Source organism: Paenibacillus chitinolyticus, from assembly GCF_045038035.1.
Taxonomy (GTDB): Bacteria; Bacillota; Bacilli; order Paenibacillales; family NBRC-103111; genus Paenibacillus_F; species Paenibacillus_F chitinolyticus_A.
In genome coordinates this window covers 5,525,814-5,541,717 of sequence record NZ_CP173427.1, presented here as the reverse complement: position 1 = coordinate 5,541,717, position 15,904 = coordinate 5,525,814, and the positions used below count along the sequence as shown (strand labels likewise).

The 15,904-nt window shown below is 46.5% G+C and carries 15 protein-coding genes and 1 pseudogene; 8 read left to right on the top strand and 8 right to left on the bottom strand.

Going from position 1 to position 15,904, the window contains the following annotated elements; all coding sequences use genetic code 11:
* From ACI48J_RS24980 to ACI48J_RS24970, 3 genes are read right to left on the bottom strand one after another with little or no spacing between them, the layout of a single operon-like run.
* Positions 1-732, bottom strand: coding sequence for an ABC transporter permease (locus ACI48J_RS24980; protein ID WP_405080762.1), 732 nt, complete (start codon positions 730-732; stop codon positions 1-3).
* A gap of 12 nt (positions 733-744) precedes the next feature.
* The gene (locus ACI48J_RS24975) at positions 745-1,497 is read right to left on the bottom strand and encodes an ABC transporter permease (RefSeq protein WP_326052138.1); all 753 of its coding nucleotides are present in this window, start codon (positions 1,495-1,497) and stop codon (positions 745-747) included.
* A complete protein-coding gene (locus ACI48J_RS24970) occupies positions 1,494-2,411 on the bottom strand; it encodes an ATP-binding cassette domain-containing protein (RefSeq protein ID WP_405080761.1) in 918 nt (305 codons plus the stop codon). Before ACI48J_RS24970 ends, ACI48J_RS24975 begins: the two co-directional genes overlap by 4 nt.
* 167 nt (positions 2,412-2,578) lie before the next feature.
* Here ACI48J_RS24970 and ACI48J_RS24965 point away from each other — a divergent pair, with 167 nt between their 5' ends.
* The 5 genes from ACI48J_RS24965 (at position 2,579) to ACI48J_RS24945 (ending at position 6,760) form a co-directional block, all read left to right on the top strand.
* Positions 2,579-3,292, top strand: a complete 714-nt coding sequence (locus tag ACI48J_RS24965; protein ID WP_405080760.1) for a response regulator transcription factor — start codon at positions 2,579-2,581, stop codon at positions 3,290-3,292.
* Entirely contained in the window at positions 3,292-4,707 is a 1,416-nt protein-coding gene (locus ACI48J_RS24960) for a HAMP domain-containing sensor histidine kinase (RefSeq protein WP_326052135.1), read from the top strand. The genes ACI48J_RS24965 and ACI48J_RS24960 overlap by 1 nt, the downstream gene beginning before the upstream one ends.
* Positions 4,708-5,174: 467 nt before the next feature.
* The gene (locus tag ACI48J_RS24955) at positions 5,175-5,837 is read left to right on the top strand and encodes a hypothetical protein (protein WP_405080759.1); all 663 of its coding nucleotides are present in this window, start codon (positions 5,175-5,177) and stop codon (positions 5,835-5,837) included.
* Positions 5,838-5,994: 157 nt separating this feature from the next.
* Positions 5,995-6,192 (top strand): hypothetical protein, encoded by a 198-nt coding sequence (locus ACI48J_RS24950; protein ID WP_054403700.1) that lies wholly within the window; start codon positions 5,995-5,997, stop codon positions 6,190-6,192.
* Positions 6,185-6,760, top strand: coding sequence for a zeta toxin family protein (locus ACI48J_RS24945; protein ID WP_326052133.1), 576 nt, complete (start codon positions 6,185-6,187; stop codon positions 6,758-6,760). Before ACI48J_RS24950 ends, ACI48J_RS24945 begins: the two co-directional genes overlap by 8 nt.
* A gap of 211 nt (positions 6,761-6,971) precedes the next feature.
* On the opposite strand, the gene ACI48J_RS24940 is transcribed toward ACI48J_RS24945, so the two are convergent.
* The 5 genes and pseudogenes from ACI48J_RS24940 to ACI48J_RS24920 all read right to left on the bottom strand — a co-directional run bounded on the left by ACI48J_RS24940 (position 6,972) and on the right by ACI48J_RS24920 (position 10,805).
* Entirely contained in the window at positions 6,972-7,985 is a 1,014-nt protein-coding gene (locus ACI48J_RS24940; protein ID WP_405080757.1) for a DUF4179 domain-containing protein, read from the bottom strand.
* The gene (locus ACI48J_RS24935) at positions 7,975-8,502 is read right to left on the bottom strand and encodes a sigma-70 family RNA polymerase sigma factor (RefSeq protein WP_326052131.1); all 528 of its coding nucleotides are present in this window, start codon (positions 8,500-8,502) and stop codon (positions 7,975-7,977) included. Before ACI48J_RS24935 ends, ACI48J_RS24940 begins: the two co-directional genes overlap by 11 nt.
* A gap of 653 nt (positions 8,503-9,155) precedes the next feature.
* A pseudogene (locus tag ACI48J_RS24930) lies at positions 9,156-9,956 on the bottom strand (IS3 family transposase); the annotation flags it as partial.
* Positions 9,911-10,309 carry a transposase gene (locus ACI48J_RS24925; RefSeq protein WP_405080756.1) on the bottom strand — a complete coding sequence of 133 codons (399 nt, stop codon included), beginning with the start codon at positions 10,307-10,309 and terminating at the stop codon, positions 9,911-9,913. The gene ACI48J_RS24925 and the pseudogene ACI48J_RS24930, both read right to left, overlap by 46 nt.
* A gap of 121 nt (positions 10,310-10,430) precedes the next feature.
* A complete protein-coding gene (locus ACI48J_RS24920; protein ID WP_326052130.1) occupies positions 10,431-10,805 on the bottom strand; it encodes a DUF3888 domain-containing protein in 375 nt (124 codons plus the stop codon).
* Positions 10,806-11,414: 609 nt separating this feature from the next.
* On the opposite strand from ACI48J_RS24920, the gene ACI48J_RS24915 reads away from it, so the two are divergent.
* The 3 genes from ACI48J_RS24915 to ACI48J_RS24905 all read left to right on the top strand — a co-directional run bounded on the left by ACI48J_RS24915 (position 11,415) and on the right by ACI48J_RS24905 (position 15,895).
* Positions 11,415-11,699, top strand: a complete 285-nt coding sequence (locus tag ACI48J_RS24915) for a heterocycloanthracin/sonorensin family bacteriocin (protein ID WP_405083285.1) — start codon at positions 11,415-11,417, stop codon at positions 11,697-11,699.
* A gap of 297 nt (positions 11,700-11,996) precedes the next feature.
* Positions 11,997-13,955 carry a putative thiazole-containing bacteriocin maturation protein gene (locus tag ACI48J_RS24910; RefSeq protein ID WP_405080755.1) on the top strand — a complete coding sequence of 653 codons (1,959 nt, stop codon included), beginning with the start codon at positions 11,997-11,999 and terminating at the stop codon, positions 13,953-13,955.
* Positions 13,952-15,895, top strand: a complete 1,944-nt coding sequence (locus ACI48J_RS24905; protein ID WP_405080754.1) for a TOMM precursor leader peptide-binding protein — start codon at positions 13,952-13,954, stop codon at positions 15,893-15,895. Before ACI48J_RS24910 ends, ACI48J_RS24905 begins: the two co-directional genes overlap by 4 nt.
* Positions 15,896-15,904: the final 9 nt, after the last annotated feature.

Here is a 15,904-nt window from a genome sequence, read left to right as displayed (position 1 = left end):
TCAGGATGTGACAATATCTTTGTTCTTTAACCGTCGAATAGACATCGACGCAAAAATAAGTATGAAAGCCATATTCATCACCCAAAACAGAATGTTTTGTACGATAGTCAACTTATCTTGGCTCAGCACGCTCATGCCAATGGTGAGTAGCGAGAACGGGAAAAATATACCCACTTTAACAATATACATGCCCAGACCGATAAAAACTGCGCACAGACTAATGCCGATAGGCGTAGCGAAGCTGCGGATCCGCAGCGACAGCCCCAATTGCAAAGCGCCAATGGATATACAAGCATACCATCCGCGTAACGTCCAGCCTACAGTCTCTAGAGGGAAAGGACCGGGTAAGGAGAACAGGGTGCCTGCAAGCCAATAAAGTCCCATGAATAGCGCTTGTGCGAGCAAGATTAAAATGCTAACGACAATCAATTTGGCAAAATACACACTAGCGACCGATACAGGAGAAGACAAAACCATATTCCAATTTCGATTCTGATGCTCCAGTCTGCATACATAGGAACAGCAGATGGCAATCAGGATAGGCAGGAAAAACTCACCGTAAAAAAGGCTGACCTGGGTCCACAAACTGTACCAGCCGTTTTGCAGGACACCCTGGTTAGCATAATAATTTGCACATCCAATCAGCAGGCTTATGATAGGAAGTACAGCGAGTACAAAACCTATCCGGGAATGCCGCAATTTGAGCAATTCAGCAGAAATACTTCGTTTCATCAGATTCCCTCCTCAAATTTCCTGCCGGGTGACATGGATGCTTCCGGCGATATAGAACAAGATGGTCATAATCAGCGCAGCCACTACGATTCCAGGGCTTACAAGCTGCGCCATATAGCTGCCCGAAGGCTCAGCGTATAGATAAGTAACCGGGCTGAGATCCAAATAATAAGACCAGATAAAAATCCGTCTGACAGCATCCGGGAACAGACCGGCGGTCATTCCGATGAAACCGCCCAGCATGCCCAGGCACAGCGCAAAGGCTTGATTTTTGATGGCCATAGAAATCCATTGCTGAAGAGCCGTAACCGCGAGAGTCGTCAGCAGGCTACCGCCAATGAACCGGATCAACAATTCGATAGGGGGAGCGCCGGGAAAATCCTTTATCAAACCGAACACGATCATAAGTACGGCCTGGGCAAGGATGCCATACAGGAGAAGACTATTCGCGCAAATATACTTCACTGCGTAGAGATGGCCGCGGCCCACATTGGTAGCAACAAGCATTTTCCAGGTCGCTCCTTTATGCTCCATATCACAGATCCGGGAGACGACAATGGCCGAAATAATCGGCATAAAAAGTCCATTCATGGAGGATATACTAAAAAAGACAGATTCCCAGACGGCTAGATCCGGATTACCGGCAATAGACCGACTGATGGACATGAAGGCCCACAACATCTCCACGACAAGAAATAATATAATCATAGTCCATATTTTTTTGCGGCGGATTTTGAAGTATTCCAATCCTAATGTTTTAATCACAAGCTCCGCTCCTTCCCCGTCAGCTCCAGAAAAATATCCTCCAGACTTTTCTTCTGCTCCTCGATTCGGGTGACTGGAATATGATGTTCAACAAGCAGTCTGTTCATTTCCGCCACCGCCGTGTCCTCAATATTGTCGAACTTAAGCCGGCTGCCGATTTGGCCCGGACTGTAGGCTTGAGTGAGAAGTAGCTTCTCTGCTCTAGTATTGTCTCCGGTTGTTAGAAAGATGGAGGTTCTGCTTTTTTGCTGCAGGCTTGCCATACTTCCCTGGAACAGCAGATTCCCTTCACTGATAATGCCAACCGAGGTAGCGATTTGTTCGATCTCCGAGAGCAGGTGGCTGGAGAGCAATATAGTTATTCCATAACGTGCAGGTAATGATTTGATGAGCTCCCGGATTTCACCAATGCCTGCGGGATCTAGACCGTTCGTCGGCTCATCAAGGATCAGCAGCTTGGGGAAGGCGAGCAGGGCCATTGCGATCCCCAGCCGCTGCTTCATTCCTAGCGAATATTGTTCAGCTTTTTTGTTTTTCTGATTTTCCAATCGTACGATACGAAGCGCCTCATCTACATTTTTATCTGGCACGTTACGCAGGCGCTGCATAACCTTCATATTCTCAAGCCCCGTTAGATGTCCATAGTAGGAGGGAGACTCTATCAGCGATCCGGTACGTTGCAGAATGGCAGGGCGATGTTTGCTCAGGCTTTCCCCGAAAATTTTGATTGTCCCTTCAGAAGGTTTGATGAGTCCGAGCAACATTTTTAGCGTGGTCGTTTTCCCCGCACCGTTTGGACCCAGAAACCCGTAGATTTCTCCTTCCTGAACATGAAGATCAACTTTATTTACACGGTTAACAGCCTCATACGTTTTGGACAGGTTTTGCGTTTGCACAATAGTCGAAACACTCATATGAAAATTCAGCTCCATTCAAGTTTTTTTAGGTATTTCTCCTCTGTTTCAATGGTAATGAATCCATCTTTCTCCAGTCTAAAGAGAACCTTACATCAACCTTAAATAGAACTGGGGAACACAGGTAATTCTCTAGTTCATGTATAATAAAAGTCAGGTGATGCGATATGGACAATTTAAAAAACAAAAAAATATTAATTGTGGATGATGAACCTGAAATCAGAATAATGATTGAAAGCTTTTTAAGAAAAGAGGGTTTTTTCCGTATTTACACAGCCGCCGACTGCACTTCAGCTCTATCGATCTGCCGTACGGGCAAGCCGGATATCGCGATTCTCGATGTCATGCTGCCTGATGGTGACGGATTCTCACTTCTCTCTTCTATTAAACAGTTCTTGGACACGCCGATTCTATTTCTATCCGCCCGGGGCGAGGATGAAGACCGGTTACTCGGATTGGGTTTGGGGGCAGATGACTACATTGTGAAGCCGTTCCTGCCGCGTGAGTTGGTACTACGGCTGATGGCCATTTTAAAGCGAGTCTACTCCTCCCCCATGGCAGAGCGTCTATCTGCCTTCCAATTAGGGGAACATACCATTGATCTGGATAGTGCTGTAGTTCACAGGAATCAGAAAGAGCTGCCATTGACGGCAAAGGAGCATGCCATTCTTGTGAAGTTGTACGAGAACCAGGGCCGAATCGTCACAAGCGATGCCTTATGCCAGGCCGTCTGGGGAGATGACAGCTATGGCTACGAAAATACATTAATGGTCCATATCAGGCGAATACGTGAAAAAATCGAGCCGGATCCCTCCAACCCGATCCACCTTCTAACGGTCAGGGGACTGGGATATAAGCTGCTGGTGAAGGAGATACGTTGATGGGGGGGATTATTCGTCTATTACGCGGGTTTGTCGCGACAACCATCTTCGTCTCGATATTTCTAGTTATTTTTAACTTCGTAGTACTAGGCACGCTGGTATTCAAGGAGATTAACCAGCGTCCGTCTCCGGAAGGCGTGCTTAAGCAAGTGGCTCAAGGCTTGAGCAGACAGGACGAAAGTTATAATCTGGACGAGCACGTCGCCGGACTTCTGCAACACAATCAAGTCTGGGCCATGCTACTCGGTGAAGATGGCCAAGTACAATGGGACTACCATTTGCCTAATGATGTTCCGCGAACCTATAATCTAGTCGAGGTAGCCTTGTTTTCACGTTATTATCTCATGGAATATCCGGTCTATATTTGGGAGCATGAGGATGGCCTAGTTGTGGTAGGGTATCCTAAGAAAAGCCACTGGAAATATCAATTTGATTTTCTTTCTGACTGGATAAGTTCTTTGCCCCTGCGGCTTGTGATGCTGTTGCTCCTTAATGTAGCAGTTGCCCTGCTGATCTCTGTCGTGATTGGAACGCGTCTTATGAGAGGGATACGTCCTCTTGTGGCTGGAGTCCACAACATTGCCAGGGAGGAAGCGGTCCAGTTGGACTCCAAAAATATATTCGGTGATTTAGCCCGGAGCATTAACTCCGCATCCGCTATACTTCAGAAGAAGACTGCCGCGTTGAAGGCACGAGATGAAGCACGCTCCAACTGGATTGCTGGAATTTCTCATGATATCCGAACTCCGCTTTCGATGGTTCTCGGCTATGCAAGTGAAATGGAAGATAATTCGGACTTGCCGGAGGAGCAGAGGCATCAGGCCAGCATCATCCGTCGCCAAGGCGAGAAGCTGCGCTCACTTGTAAGTGATTTGAATCTGGTCTCCATGCTCGAATATGAAATGCAACCTGTACATCTAAAGAATATCCGGCTTACTGTTCTGGCGAGACAGGTTGCCACGGAATTTTTAAATAACGGATTGGATGGCCGGTATGTCATTGAATTGAAACTGACCGATGAAGCGGTTCAGATCAATGGAGACGAGAAATTGCTGCTTCGGGCAATCAGTAATCTTGTCCAAAACAGTATGCGTCATAACCCGCAGGGTTGCGAAATCATACTGGAAACCTCTCTATCCAAGGATCGTTCCCAATACCGCTTTATCGTAAGGGATAATGGACGGGGAATCCCGCAGGAGCAATTGGCGGAGATTACCGAATTGCCTTATTCATCAAGGAGAAGAAGGTCTGTCCAACAAGGTCACGGTCTGGGGCTTCCGATGGTGGCAAGGATTGCGCAGGCACATCATGGTCGCCTTAATCTTGTAAGTGGCGCGGACCACAGAGGTCTAGAAACAGTTATGGAATTCCCTGTACTGCCACAGCACAAGAAATTATACAAAGAGAAGATCTGATCAGGTGGTAGGGTTAATCTAGCAGCCAGATCCCAGGATAAGTTTTACTCTTACACTGGCTTTCTCTCAGATTGTAAGCTGGACGGTGAACGATAAGCTTTCTCTTGAATGGATTAAGAAAGAGGCGAAACGGCGAGGGAACGACAAGGTTTTGAAAGAACTTGAGTCTATCGGCAAGCCTCCGTTCACAGAGAGCTTCCAGCAGTGGGCGATTCTGAGGAAATGGCAGAGGAATTTCAACACCCTGATCTTTAGTCCGCGCGGACGGAGCGGTAGCGAAGGAGCACGGGATTGCAATCAACGGGTTGTTGGCGGAGGGGTACTGCGTGAGCAGATTGAATGAGGATTGCAATACTCCCCTAGCTCCCATGACTCCTAAAAAAGACACCATCATGGTGTCTTTTTGTATATGAATCTATTATTTTGGTAAAACTAATTACTATAATATTAGATTTGGAGTGAGAATAATGACCTTAATGGCTACTGAAAAGGAAGAGGAAATTCAAATTGCAGATTATAAGGATTTATTAAAAAAACTAATTAAGAAGGGATCTTTATTTACTTTATTCAAACTTCAAACTGAAATGATACGAGAGTTAACTGCTGATGATGAACCAGACTTCACACAAAAGAGAATTGTTGACATTCTGAGCCTATTAAAAGAGGTAACTGATGATTGCTTAACATGCACGAAATGCCATCAACCATATAATTTTAGGATTTGCACTGGGCGAAGTTATGAAAAAGATAATGCAATTGAGCTAACTTGTAATGGATGTGGTGATTGTTTTACCCATTCGGAGAAGAGGAGTCATGTAACATATTTTAATTTCGAGGCTTGGGGAGAAGTAGATAATTTAAGGAAAAGGTCTAGGGGATTCACGATAAGTTATCGACTTAGTTATTTACCTAAGAAGGCACTTCTTTATATATACGATAATAAAGAGATGCGTCCTGAATTATGGATTAATGGCTATCAAATCTTTGAAGCGGAGGAAGTGAAGAGTTACTGGGACTACTCAAAAGGGTTAATAAAACAATGGAAAAAGGATGAGGAACTTCAATCAGCTTTTATTCAAATTGAGAATGCAAAGATCTACACACTGGATGAAGTTTCAAAGGGCGATTAAATTAGGTTGGGATTGACGAAAGAAGTTGCTGTTTTTGCATAAGCTTCGTTCTCTCGCTTACATTAAGGTACTTAAAACCACCAACCAGTGTTCTGGTTGGTGGCATTTCAATTTGTGATATAATAAGCATAATTTTAAAACTGGAGGGGGATTGAAGATGTTTGCAAATCGAGAACAACTCCAAGAAGTTTTGAAAAAAGCGAATCAACATGCACGGAAGCAAGCCAGAGAGTCAGGTGCATCTATCTATTATATAAAGAATAACAAACGTGTTCGTGAAGACGCAGAAGGAAATAAGTTCGAGATCGTTTTTGATGCAACCGGAAAACGACAGGAATTTGAATATCATGAGTGACACCAAACCAATCATGACCGTTTTTGCTGGTACCAATGGAGCTGGCAAAAGCACAATCAGCTTGCAAATGAGAGAATGGTTAGGTGAACTGATTGACCCAGACCAGATTGCACGGGAATTAAAGCCCGATGATCCCAGAGGTGCCGACCTGTCTGCTGGAAGGGAAGCTGTTAGAAGAATCCGGTCTCTCATTCAAAGAGGTCAACATTTTGCTATTGAAACGACGTTATCAGGTACATTTGTTCTGAAACATATGCAAATTGCTAAAGAAAACGGATATGATATTGTCATGTACTATATCGGTCTCCAAGACGTCCAGATGCATATAGACCGTGTAGCTTCTCGTGTCGAGCAGGGTGGGCATTGGATCGCAGAAGAGGACATTCGCTTTCGATACGGTCAGTCTTTACAAAATCTAAAACCTGCTTTAGCCATCGCAGATCAGGTTATCATCATTGATAATACATATGTACCCTCGATTATTGCGGAAATGATGCACGGTAAGCTAATTTTTTGTGTAAAGTCAATACCTGCTTGGTCTGAGAATGCTATTACCGAGCACAGATGACCGGGTTGACATCAAACCCGTGACTACACCCGTAGAAGCTTATGTGTCGTTATCTGCGGACAGGGGTTCGACTCCCTTCACCTCCATATGGTAAATCCACAACAATGAAAAAGAGTTCTAGCCAATGTTTTAACATGACTAGGACTCTTTTTGTAATTCTAGCGATCATTGTCGAAATAACAGTTTATGGTGTATCGAGATCACCCCAAAATTATTGAAGCTTCACGCGTTTCATTACTTTAAAGGTTGGTTCCGCTTCTCCGATTTTGGAAATCCAATTTAAGTCCCTAATCTCTTCAATCACCAGATAAAGTTCTTTGGGTTTGAACATATGCAAACTGTCAAAGGTCTTTCGAGTCACGTAGTCCCCTTTAGAGTCCAATTCCGTAAAGTCTCCTCTATATTCCGCACGGTTTCCTTGCTCATCTTCCAAGTGCATTTTTTCTATGAACTCTACATTATGTCCGTCCTTGACTGTCGTCAAGTAAAGTGTAGTCGTGGTCGGATAAAAGACCAGGTTTTCGGCACGCAGATTATATGTCTTGTCATTCACACGGAGATTGATATCCTGTTTAATTGCATACTCATAAATTTCAATGTCTTTGGGCTTGTTGATCAAATCAAATGTCCAAGTCTTGACGGGATTGTCAGAGAAAGCGATTTCCAGTTTGATATTCTCCGTAAACTGATAGTGCATAGACGCCTGTAGATCAAAATGACCACTGTACACACCAGGCTGTTCCTCATCGATACTGCTACTCCCTCCGGCAATAAAATGATTGCTTTGAAGTCCGCTGATATGATTCCCTTTATCGTCAAACCCTATTTCTTCAAACAACACGTTTCCGTTAGCATCGGTGAACTTATAGCGGAGTTTGTTTTCCATACCTGCTTTCGTCTCCATTGTAAAAGGGATATATAAACGGTGCGGATCCGATACAATTTCCTTGATCGTGAAGGTCAGGTTATCCTTGGTTTGACTCAGGTTAACGGACTGTGAAAGTTTGTTATACATTTCAGTATTGATCGTATGAATGAAATTCAGAGGATTTTTAAAAAAAGAAGCGAAAACAGAAGACGTATTCAAGCTTAGCAGAACGACTACCACAACAGATGCTACCGATACCGCCATATTTAATCGATTGCGCTTTTTACGGCGCGCTCGACTCATTGCATCAAGGATGACGGCGTCCAAGTTATCAGGTACTTTGATATCAAGATTCATTGTTTATTTCTCCTCTCAGCATGCTCATTCTTAATTGCTTGATCGCTCGATGTAAATGAGTTTTGATGGTCCCAATCGGGGTTGCTAATACCTCTGCTATTTGATGGTTCGGCAGATCATGTATGTACTTCAGTATGATGACGGTCTTATAAGGATCGCTGAGTTTCTCAACAGCTCCTAGAAGATCAAGCTTGTCTTCCACCGAGGGACCGGGTATACCCAGAGCCAATTCGTTTTCTCGCTCAAGCGAAAGAGTGGGCTTAGCTTTTCTCAGTGAGACTAGTGCTTGGTTGATTAATATTTTAATGAGCCAGGTGGAAAAATATTCGGGGTGGTTAAGCTTTCTAATCGATCGGTAAGCATGAAATACCGTTTCACCTACGATGTCCATCGCATCCTGTTCATTTTTGACGTACAGAAAAGCCGTTTTGTACAAAAGCTCTTTTCGCTCTGAAATCAACTCGTAAAAACTGCGATCGTCTCCCTTCCTTGCTTTTTGGATTTTCTCAATGTCCATATGGAGGAACCTCCTTAGTTTCGACTTGCAAGTTTTATATATGGTTAGATGCTCATAGGTTGGATTTGGTTTCAGTTTTAAAAAGAATAATTACTCCAAAAAAAAGATTGAGTTGTACATCCTGCAAGTATTAAAGCCGCTGCCTATCCTCGTTTTTTTGGAGGCTGGGCAGGAAAGCGTGAAGGTGCTTCGCAGGGAAAGAGTGGAAACAATGATGAACGAAATTAAGGAATCGACAATTATAATCAAGTAAATTGTGGATTTACTACACAACGGCTCGCCTCCATACACACAGCAAGGTCCCAGCCGAGAGGCTGGGGCCTTTTTGCTGTTCCGGGAGGCCGGAGGGGAACCCCGCGGGTTCAGTCCGCGCGGACGGAGCGAAGCGGAGGAGCACGGGATTGCAATCTACCGCTAGGGTTGTCGGCAGAAGGATGTGCTGCGTGAGCAGGTTAGATAGGATTGCAGTACTCCCCTCGTCTCCATCATACAGCAAAAGGTGCTAGCCGAGAGGCTGTGTGACTTGAAACATAATTTTGCCACTGCAGCAAGGAGATGCTTCCAATCACTCGCGACTTAGAGTGAGAAAAAACCTCCATGATCGTTTATAACGATTGGTCAAGCCCCCAATTAGTGGACACTAAAGAAAAACCCTATCCAACAAGCTGTTTCCGGTACTCGACCGGTGACAGCTTGTTTAATTTTCGTTGCGGTCGACGGTTGTTGTAAAAGTGAATATAGTCTTCAATTCGTCTTTGTGCTTCTTCGACGGATCGAATATCATAGGGGTAGAGCCCTTCCGTTTTGAGATGCGAGAAGAAGCTCTCCATCGAGGCATTGTCATAACAATTGCCTCGGCGAGACATGCTGATTTGGGCGCCAACCTTCTGCAGCATGTCGTGGTATTTGTAGGACGTGTACTGGGTTCCCTGATCGCTGTGTACGATCATCCCGGTCACGTCCTTCTCCTTTTCAAATGCTTTCGAAAACGTCTGTAGGACAAGCTCCGTATCATTTCGAAGGCTCATATGGTAACTTACGACTTCGTTCTGACAGAGGTCTTTAATCGCGGAGAGATAGAGCCATACCTCCCCAATTCGATATTGGGTGATGTCCGTGACCCATTTTTGTTTGGGGCTATCCGCTCGAAATTGTCGATCCAAGCTGTTCTTAACGACCCGATCGCCTACGTTCCAGATCCGACCTTGAGTGCGGTATTTACGACGTATGGTGGAGCGTAGCCCCATCGCTTGCATGAATCGTTGAACTTTCTTGTGATTCATCCAGACCTTCTCATCTTGCCATAAGAACAACTGAACTTGTCGGTAGCCGTAAATTCCGTTGTAACGTTCGTATGTGGCACGGATGAGTTGCTTATCCGCTGCATTCTTATCTTCACCGATCCGCTTTAAGTAAGTGTAGTATCCACTTCGGGAGACGCCGACCTCTTTACAGAGCTCTGCAACGCTAAAGCTTTCACGGAGCTCATGGACGAGCCTATATTTCTCTGGTACACCTCCGCCTTCGTAATCGCCAACCACTTTTTTAGAACGGCATTCTCCATTTCTAATCGTTTAACATAGCGATTGGCATCAGAATATTCCTCTGGTTTCCCACGCCCATCCATAAGCCAAAAGTCACCCATCTGATTGTAACGCCGCATCCACACTTTTAACCTTCCAACGTCTGCAATCCCCAGCAATTCCGCTACTTTTTGCTTCGTCATCCCTTGCAATCGCATCTCGATTGCTTGCTTCTTCGTCTCGAAACTGTACGTTTGAAGCTTTTGCCCCTTTTTCAATGGCATAAAAATGCACCCCTTAGAATGGACATCGGATAAACCAGGGGTTTCATCCAATGTCCATTCTAAGGGGTGCACTTCAGATTTTTGGAGGTTTTTTTGTGTATTGTATTTAATTGCATATTGGTCAACCTTTTCTTTTATCTTTATGCTCAAATTTTATTACATGTATTTTCCCTCCCGAAATATCCAATGTAAGAATGTCGTCTCCATATGGAGGGTTGTGGGCTCCTTCAAAGGTAGTCACTGCAACTTTACAAATGAAGTCGAACCCACCTTGTGTTTTTCTTTCCAGACTCACGACTTTTGCATCGTAAAGTTCGAACTGTTTAAGTTCGCCATAATAACCAGTCAGAGCATTGCCAATTGCAGGTGCAATAGTTGCTAAAAATGCATCGGTAATATTATGTTCTGAAGCCTTTAGCGGTTCCGCAGAAATTGGTGAAGGCAAAAACATAATGCTGAGAACGCACATCAATAGAAGCTTGGATATTTTTTTCACGCTCTAATCATTCCCAATATAAGATCTCCGCTATAATATAATTCCCAGTTTATTAACTTCTATAGGATTTCCCGCAAAATAGTTTGTTGCTTCACCGATAGTCATTAAACAACCCCTTTAGACTATAGTAAAACAAGATCTTCAGGTCAATTTAGTAAGTAAAATAAGGATACAAAATTCATTGTGTCCAAAATGTCTTTCCAGTGATCACTAAGATGTAAACACTACACCGATCAATCTTTGAATTCGCATGGGCTCGCGGCAACGATATGGTTCCAGTCAAAGGAGCTTTGTCACTGTAATGGTGGGAAGCTTCTTTTTGTATTTTCCCGGCATGACGCTGTTCAGCCGGCAAGCTTTTTTGATATTGCTGTCTCAGCTAATGCTAAGAGGCGATTTTCAAACTTGAATGGACGAAATTAAATAAAATATAGGCATTTGGATCAGTAACAAGAGCGGAGCCCGATTCATATGTTGTCATGAAGTATTAGAATTGGCGGATCACGTCAGGGCAATTGTTTCTCGCAGAAACACCGTCGCCCTTTGAAAAGGACGCCGAAGCTTTTTTACTTGATAATCTTGGTTCAGTTTTTCTTGCCAGTGCGAGTTATGCTGCCAATCAAATTTTTTATGAAAAATGGAGGTAAGGTTATGAACGATTTCAAAAATGATTTAACGAAATTGAATGTTTCCCAATTTACGGCGAGTGAGGTGACTCCTTGGAACGCTCAAAACGAAGAATCGGCTCGTTTGTGCTTCTTCAACTGCTTCAATTGTTTTGGTTGTTCTAGTTGTTTCAATTGTACGAATTGTTTCAATTGCTCCAGCTGTTTCAGGTGTTCTAGTTGTTTCAGATGCTCCAGCTGCTTCAGGTGCTCCAATTGTCACCGTTGAGCACAATAAGGTATTTATTGCCGATAAGTAAATAGTTGGGTCCAATATTACTTATTTCTCCATTGAAAGAGCGGTTGTCTAATGAGAAGAGAAAGGCCCTGAATCATGTTGATGTGCACCCCTAGAATAGATGTTAGAAAAACCCTTGGGTTAATCTCATCTAATTTAGGGGTGTTTTGCCCTGACGACGAAAAGACAAAAGCTCAACGTTACAGTCATGAGGGACAAATAGCTGTACATAAGATTACTTGTGAAGTGTCGGAGCAGATGGAGAGCAGCCTACGGAGGAGGAGTAGAATGGCAAATTTGAACCCTTCGATGCGTCTAAAAGTTAAAAGGGATACCTTTTTTCTTCCTGATGTAAGCGGTGTGTATTTTCGAAATAATGTAAGTTCGTTCCGCATGGAAGGGGAGGCGATCGATCAGTGGATTGAAACACTGATACCTATATTCAATGGGGAGCATAAATTGGAGGATTTGACTGCCGGACTGCCGGACCAGCACCGGAACCAGGTATATGAAATTGCGGAAGTTTTTTATCGTAACGGCTTTGCCAGAGATGTGAGCCAGGATACACCACATCAACTGCCGGAAGAGGTTCTTACAAAGTATGCTTCTCAAATTGAATTTTTGGATCATTTCGGTGATTCGGGCGCTTATCGGTTTCAGTGCTATCGTCAGACCAAAGTATTGGTGGTCGGTTCGGGTCCATTTTTGATCTCGGCGATTTCCGCGCTGCTTGAATCCGGATTGCCCAAGTTTCATGTACTGGTCTCGGGCACAGAGTCGACTGATCGGCAGCGGATGGCAGAGCTGGTGGCACATGCGCGTATAACAGACTCCGAGGTGGCAGTAGAGGAGGTTGCTTTGCCGAAGGGGGATGGGAGCTGGTGGCGGCAGGCTGTGAGACCGTTTGATTCGATTGTGTTTGTGGCACGGGAGGGCGATGCCCGGGAGCTTCGAATTCTTCATGCAGCTTGCCGGGAGGAGCAGAAGTTGTTTCTTCCTGCCGTATGCCTGCAGCAGGCGGGTCTGGCGGGACCGTTGGTTCACCCGGATTTCGAGGGGTGCTGGGAGTCGGCGTGGCGCCGCCTGCACCAATCCGCAATTTCTAAAGACCCGCAGCTGCACACCTTTTCTTCGACAGCGGGAGCCATGTTGGCCAATGTGAGCGTGTTTGAGCTGTTTAAAAAGATTACGGGAGCGGACGATTCGGAACAGAATAACCGGTTTTTTCTGCTTAACCTGGAGACTTTGGAAGGAAAATGGCATTCGTTCCTGCCCCATCCGCTTGTGACCGGACTTAGCGCACCCGAATGGATTCATGATTTAGATCTTCAGCTCGAACGGGGACCAAACAAAAGCGAGAATGGATCGATTCCTTATTTTAGCCGGCTGACATCGGCGGAATCAGGGATTTTTCATGTTTGGGAGGAGGGCGATTTAACGCAGCTGCCGCTCTCTCAGTGCCGCGTTCAGGCCATCGATCCGCTATCGGAAGGACCCGCTGTGCTGCTGCCAGATATGATTTGTGCCGATCTGACGCATGAGGAGGCGCGGCGGGAAGCGGGACTGGCCGGGATTGAAGCATATGTGTCGCGAATGGCCGGTTTGCTCGTTTCGATGCTTCCTGCCCATCAGGGCGAAGAGGCCGGCAGGATAGAACCGCGGGAATTTATCGGTATCGGAGCGGGTGAGGTGTCTGCGGAAGGTATCTGCCGAGGGCTGCAAAAGTGTTTGGAGGATGCGCTGGGCAAGCAGCAGGCGTCTCAATTGCCTTTGGCCTCCCGGATACAGCTGCGTACGGTAGAAGATAAACACTGTCTTTTTTATTTGGAAGCATTGACGACGATGAAGGGAACGCCGGTGATCGCCTTGGGAGAGGAAGTATCCGGATTTCCTGTGGTGTGGGTCCGTACGAGTGATTGCTGGTATCGCGGTGTAGGCTTAAATGTGACCTTGGCGTTGCGAAAGGCGTTACAACAGGCTCTGCTGGAGGCACAAAATCAACCGGATGGCTTCAAATCGCAAGCAGTGGAGTTTTCGTCCGTGCTTTTGGAAGAACAGGCGCCGCTAAATCTCGAGATCCCCGCATGTGAAGGAATGTCACAACCAGCGGTTCTGCAATCCGCCTTGCAGGTTTTGAATCGAAACCGTAAGAGGCTCCTGGTCTTCGATCTGGCGGTAGAACCGTTCTTGAAAGAGGGAGCGGCAGGGGTATTTGGTGTAGTGCTGCGAGAGGAGGGATCCCGGTGAGCGCTGCCGTTGTGATTGTTGGAGAAGGGGTGTTGGCGGACTGCGTGTGCGGAGAACTGTTAACCCAATTTGAGGTCGTTCGTCAGAACGATTTCGAGGCAGGAGTACCGGAAGCGGTGGATTTGGTTCTGGTGTTGGACGATGCTTGGAACCCAAATATTCATCAAAAGGCGGAAGAGCTGCTGCAGCCAGCCGGCATCCCTTGGCTGCGTGGCTTCGTTTCGTTTGGTGAGGGCGTGATCGGACCGCTGGTTCGTCCGGGTACACGTGGATGCTCCCGGTGTGCAGACACGCGGCGCCTCATGGCGGGACGCGAGCGCAAGGAAATGCGGGAGCTGCAGCGGAGACTGGTGACACTCGGGGGAGTAGAGCGTGATGCATGGGCGTCACGTACGGGACTTTTGCAGGTGGCTCACTTGCTGGCAGTAGAAACTCGGAAGGTGTTACAAGGCCAAACGGTTCACTCGGCAGAGAGGTTGTTTTTGATCAACCTGAAAACGCTGGAGAGTACACTTCACCTCGTTCTCCCTGACCCGCTGTGTCCGATTTGCAGTCAATTGCTTGACGATTCACCGGCGGCAGCCCATATCTCGTTGCAGCCAAGTCCGAAGATCAGCGCAGACAGTTACCGCTGCCGCAGGGTGGAGGAGCTGAATAAAGTTCTGGCCCAAGACTATCTCGATTACCGGACCGGCTTTCTGAACGGGAAAATGGTTGACCTCAAGTCGCCGTTTGCTGATGTGAGTGTGAATCTGCCGCTGCTTGCAGAAGACGTGGGAACGGCAGGTCGGACGCATTCCTATGCGGTGAGCGAGCTGACCGCCATATTGGAAGGGTTGGAGCGGTACTGCGGTCTGGCGCCCCGAAGCAAACGGACGGTAGTCCGTGATAGCTTCCGCAATCTGAAAGATCAAGCGCTCGATCCCGTCAAGGTGGGGGCGCACACGGAGGAACAGTATGCTCAGCCGGGGGCTCCGTATACAACGTTTGATCCCGATCACCCAATCAATTGGGTATGGGGGTATTCGTTTTTGCAAGAGCGTCCGATTCTAGTTCCGGAACAGCTTGCCTATTACAGTATGGGCTGCGGGCACAGCTTTGTGTTTGAAACTTCCAACGGTTGCGCGTTAGGCGGAAGTTTGGAGGAGGCTATCTTTTACGGCATATTGGAAGTGGTGGAACGGGATTCGTTTCTGATGACCTGGTATGCGCAGCTGCCTCTCCCGCGCCTTGACCTTTATTCCGCTAACGACCAAGAATTGCAGTTGATGATCGATCGTTTGCGGGCGGTGGCGGGGTTTGATGTGCATTTCTTTAACTCGACGATGGAGAACGGGATTCCAAGTGTATGGGGAGTGGCGAAAAACAGGAAACAAACCGGAGTGAATCTCATCTGTGCGGCCGGCGCTCATCCCGATCCGTTACGGGCCGTGAAAAGCGCGGTGCACGAGCTGGCCGGCATGGTGCTGTCCCTTGACGAGAAGTTTGATGCGAACCGAGAGACGTATGTTCGAATGTTCCATGATTCATCCTTGGTCCAGCAGATGGAGGATCATTCACTGCTTTACGGATTGCCGCAAGCGGAGGAGCGCCTGCAATTTCTGCTAGACGACAATCGCCCGCTGCGAACGTTTGAAGAGGAATTCAAGCGGGAGGCAAGGCATGCCGATTTAACGGATGATCTGAAGGATATTCTCAAGGCATTCCACCGACTGAATCTCGATGTGATCGTGGTGGATGTGACAGCGCCGGAAATCATGCGAAATGGACTGCATTGCGTAAAGGTGCTGATCCCCGGGATGCTGCCGATGACATTCGGACATCACTTTACCCGTTTAGCAGGGCTGGAGCGGGTGCTCCGGGTACCTGCGGAACTCGGGTATGCGGAGAAGCCGCTGAGACTGGAAGATCTCAATCCATATCCGCATCCGTTTCCATAGGTGTAAAAA

Bases quoted from the DNA above. Each gene is read 5' to 3' on its own strand.
- ACI48J_RS24980 (WP_405080762.1), bottom strand. From the start codon at position 732: ATGAAACGAAGTATTTCTGCTGAATTGCTCAAATTGCGGCATTCCCGG.
- ACI48J_RS24970 (WP_405080761.1), bottom strand. From the start codon at position 2,411: ATGAGTGTTTCGACTATTGTGCAAACGCAAAACCTGTCCAAAACGTAT.
- ACI48J_RS24965 (WP_405080760.1), top strand. From the start codon at position 2,579: ATGGACAATTTAAAAAACAAAAAAATATTAATTGTGGATGATGAACCT.
- ACI48J_RS24960 (WP_326052135.1), top strand. From the start codon at position 3,292: ATGGGGGGGATTATTCGTCTATTACGCGGGTTTGTCGCGACAACCATC.
- ACI48J_RS24955 (WP_405080759.1), top strand. From the start codon at position 5,175: ATGACCTTAATGGCTACTGAAAAGGAAGAGGAAATTCAAATTGCAGAT.
- ACI48J_RS24950 (WP_054403700.1), top strand. From the start codon at position 5,995: ATGTTTGCAAATCGAGAACAACTCCAAGAAGTTTTGAAAAAAGCGAAT.
- ACI48J_RS24945 (WP_326052133.1), top strand. From the start codon at position 6,185: ATGAGTGACACCAAACCAATCATGACCGTTTTTGCTGGTACCAATGGA.
- ACI48J_RS24940 (WP_405080757.1), bottom strand. From the start codon at position 7,985: ATGAATCTTGATATCAAAGTACCTGATAACTTGGACGCCGTCATCCTT.
- ACI48J_RS24935 (WP_326052131.1), bottom strand. From the start codon at position 8,502: ATGGACATTGAGAAAATCCAAAAAGCAAGGAAGGGAGACGATCGCAGT.
- ACI48J_RS24925 (WP_405080756.1), bottom strand. From the start codon at position 10,309: ATGCCATTGAAAAAGGGGCAAAAGCTTCAAACGTACAGTTTCGAGACG.
- ACI48J_RS24915 (WP_405083285.1), top strand. From the start codon at position 11,415: ATGCTGCCAATCAAATTTTTTATGAAAAATGGAGGTAAGGTTATGAAC.
- ACI48J_RS24910 (WP_405080755.1), top strand. From the start codon at position 11,997: ATGGCAAATTTGAACCCTTCGATGCGTCTAAAAGTTAAAAGGGATACC.